This window comes from Rickettsia sp., from assembly GCF_965035265.1.
In genome coordinates this window covers 1-3,118 of sequence record NZ_CBCDJS010000124.1, presented here as the reverse complement: position 1 = coordinate 3,118, position 3,118 = coordinate 1, and the positions used below count along the sequence as shown (strand labels likewise).

Below are 3,118 nucleotides of genomic sequence, written 5' to 3'. Positions count from 1 at the left end.
TTAGTATTTTTAACTGGATCCCGTGGTCAAGCCACGGGATGACACAATGGATTTTACCGCCTTTTCATCTACTCATTTGCACCATGACAATATTTATATTTCTTACCTGAACCGCATGGGCATGGCTCATTACGAGATACCCTACCCCAACTAGTAGGATCTTCAGGATTTCTAGCTTTAGGGTCAATACGTGATATAACAGGTTTAAGATCGGTCTCAATGCTACTTCCTGCATTATATTTACTAAATGCCGGATCTTCCCGACTTTCTTGCATATTTTTCTGGAGCTTTTTATGCTCAAGCGAAACATCTTCTTTTTGAATATGCTTTAAGTCGATATGGAAGTGATATACGGTTTGAACAAATAATTCTTTTAAATTATTAAGCATCTGCTCGAATAAATTAAACGCTTCTCTTTTATATTCGCTAAGAGGGTCTTTTTGTGCATAAGCTCTAAGTGATATACCTTGCCTTAAATGATCTAAGCTATATAAATGATCTTTCCAAACTTGATCAAGATTCGTTAACAAAATATATTTTACGGCATTATGCATTAACTCGCTACTATAAGCTTCTTCTTTCGACTTATATATATCATGAGCCATTTGTATAACGGCTTTGGTAATTTCTTCTTCCATTACGTCATTTTTACTTACTAAACTATGATCAAATTTTATAGAAAAGACCCGATGTAATTCTACGCTTAAATTTTCTATATCCCAATCTTCTCTGTAAGACCCTGTCGGCATAAAAGTTAGTACTACCTTTTTGGCTAGTTCCTCGGTAGTATTATTTAAGAAACCATGGCTATCTTTAGATTTGATAATTTCGGTGCGTTGCTCATATATTATTTTACGTTGGTCATTCATTACATCATCAAAACGTAATAAATTTTTACGTATCTCGTAGTTATGTCCTTCAACTTTTTGCTGAGCTTTCTCAAGTGAGCGACTAATCATTGGATGGTGGATAGCCTCTCCGTCTTTTAGTCCGAGCGTTCTAAGAACTCCTGATATACGATCTGACGCAAAGATACGCATTAAATCATCATCAAGTGATAGGAAAAATTTAGTTTTGCCTGGATCACCTTGTCTCCCTGATCTTCCTCTTAGCTGATTATCTATCCTGCGGCTTTCATGCCTTTCCGTACCTATCACAAATAAACCGCCTGCTTCAATAACCTGCTTCTTTTCCTCAGCAATTTGGGCTTTTATTTCAGCTATTTTAGCTTCATAACTATGATCTTTATCTAGCTGCTCTATTAACATTTCAGGGTTACCGCCAAGCATAATATCAGTACCACGCCCAGCCATGTTGGTTGCAATCGTTACCGCCTTAAACCTACCTGCTTGAGCAATAATAAAAGCTTCCTGCTCATGGAAGTTAGCATTTAATACTTTATGAGGGATTTTTTCTTTATTTAAAACGTTTGAAAGTTCTTCTGACTTTTCTATGCTTATCGTACCGACAAGTATAGGCTGCCCCCGATCGTAACAATCTTTAATCAGTTTTAAGATAGCATCATATTTTTCTTTTTTACTGCCGTAAATTTCATCATCAAGATCAAGCCTTGTTACCTTATTATGGGTTGGAACTGCAACCACATCGAGGTTATATATGTCTTTTAGTTCCGGTGCCTCGGTCATAGCCGTACCGGTCATACCCGATAATTTAGGATAATTGCGGAAATAATTTTGGAAAGTAATAGATGCCAAAGTTTGGTTTTCATTTTGAATCTTCACATTTTCTTTTGCTTCTAACGCTTGATGTAGCCCTTCTGAATATCTACGCCCTTCCATTACACGACCGGTAAACTCGTCTATAATCATTACTTTACCGTCTCTTACTAAATAATCTACATCAACAGTAAACATATTATGAGCTCTTAAGGCTTGGTTAACATAATGTACTAAAGTCAAATTCTCAAAATCATATAAACCGGAATCAGGTTTTATAATATCCTCTTTACTTAAAAGCGATTCTATATGCGTAATGCCTGTTTCCGTTAAATTGATAGTCTTTAGCTTTTCATCTCTTTCAAAATCGCTTGCATTAAGCAGGCGTATAATTTTATCAATTTTACCGTATAATTCTGAATTATCATTAACCGGACCCGATATAACGAGCGGCGTTCTAGCTTCATCTATTAAAATCGAATCAACTTCATCGATAATAGCAAAATTAAAAGGACGAAGTACTCGCTCTTGTATGCTATACTTCATATTATCTCTTAAATAGTCGAAACCGAGTTCATTATTTGTTGCATGGGTAATATCGGCATTATAGGCAGCTCGTTTTGCTTCATCAGGCATACCGCCAACAATACATCCAACCGATAAATCTAAAAAATTATAAATTTTACCCATGGAAGCAGAATCACGGCTTACTAAATAATCATTCACGGTTACAATATGCACTCCTTTTCCGGTCAAAGCATTTAAGTAAGCAGGAAGCGTTGCAACTAAGGTCTTACCCTCACCGGTACGCATCTCGGTAATCATGCCTCGATGTAATATAAGGCCTCCTATAAGCTGAACATCAAAATGACGCATACCGCAAACTCTTCTAGCTGCTTCCCTAACTACTGCAAATGCCTCATATACTATATCATCTAAAGTTGCTCCGTTTTTAAGTTTTTCTTTAAACTCCGCAGTTTTATTCTTTAACTCCTCATCCGATAATTTTTGTATAATAGGCTCAAGCGAGTTGATTTTCATAATCTCGGAAAATAGTTTTTTTACATTACGATCATTCGCTGTACCGAAAAGTTTTTTTAATATAGAAAGCATTAAAATCCTTAAATAATATTTTGTATTTAAAATATAGGCGATTTTACAAAATTATCAAATAATTAATGCCCTCAATATTGGGCAACCCGTAATTTTACTACATAAATATTTGTAAATTATTATTAATAAATAAAATATTATCAAATAGCTGTTGACGGCTGGGTATTATTTTTATAAAATTTAAGCTTATGTTAAACACAATATATGAGCCATAAATGAAAAAATTATCTGTTATATTTTTATCAGTTAGCATGCTGTCCAGTATTGCTTTTGCCGATACAAAAGATAAAGTAGTAGCTACCTATAAAGGCGGTGAAGTGAAAGAATCA

1 protein-coding gene and 1 pseudogene are annotated in these 3,118 nt (G+C 34.9%); one reads left to right on the top strand and one right to left on the bottom strand.

Going from position 1 to position 3,118, the window contains the following annotated elements:
* Positions 1 to 68: 68 nt before the first annotated feature.
* Positions 69 to 2,789, bottom strand: a complete 2,721-nt coding sequence (gene secA, locus AC1Z7D_RS06690) for a preprotein translocase subunit SecA (RefSeq protein WP_482603056.1) — start codon at positions 2,787 to 2,789, stop codon at positions 69 to 71.
* 215 nt (positions 2,790 to 3,004) lie between these two features.
* Between secA and AC1Z7D_RS06685 the strand changes: the two are divergent.
* A pseudogene (locus AC1Z7D_RS06685) lies at positions 3,005 to 3,118 on the top strand (Parvulin PPIase); the annotation flags it as partial.

Coding starts and splice junctions, on each gene's coding strand:
- secA (WP_482603056.1), bottom strand. CDS start 2,789: ATGCTTTCTATATTAAAAAAACTTTTCGGTACAGCGAATGATCGTAAT.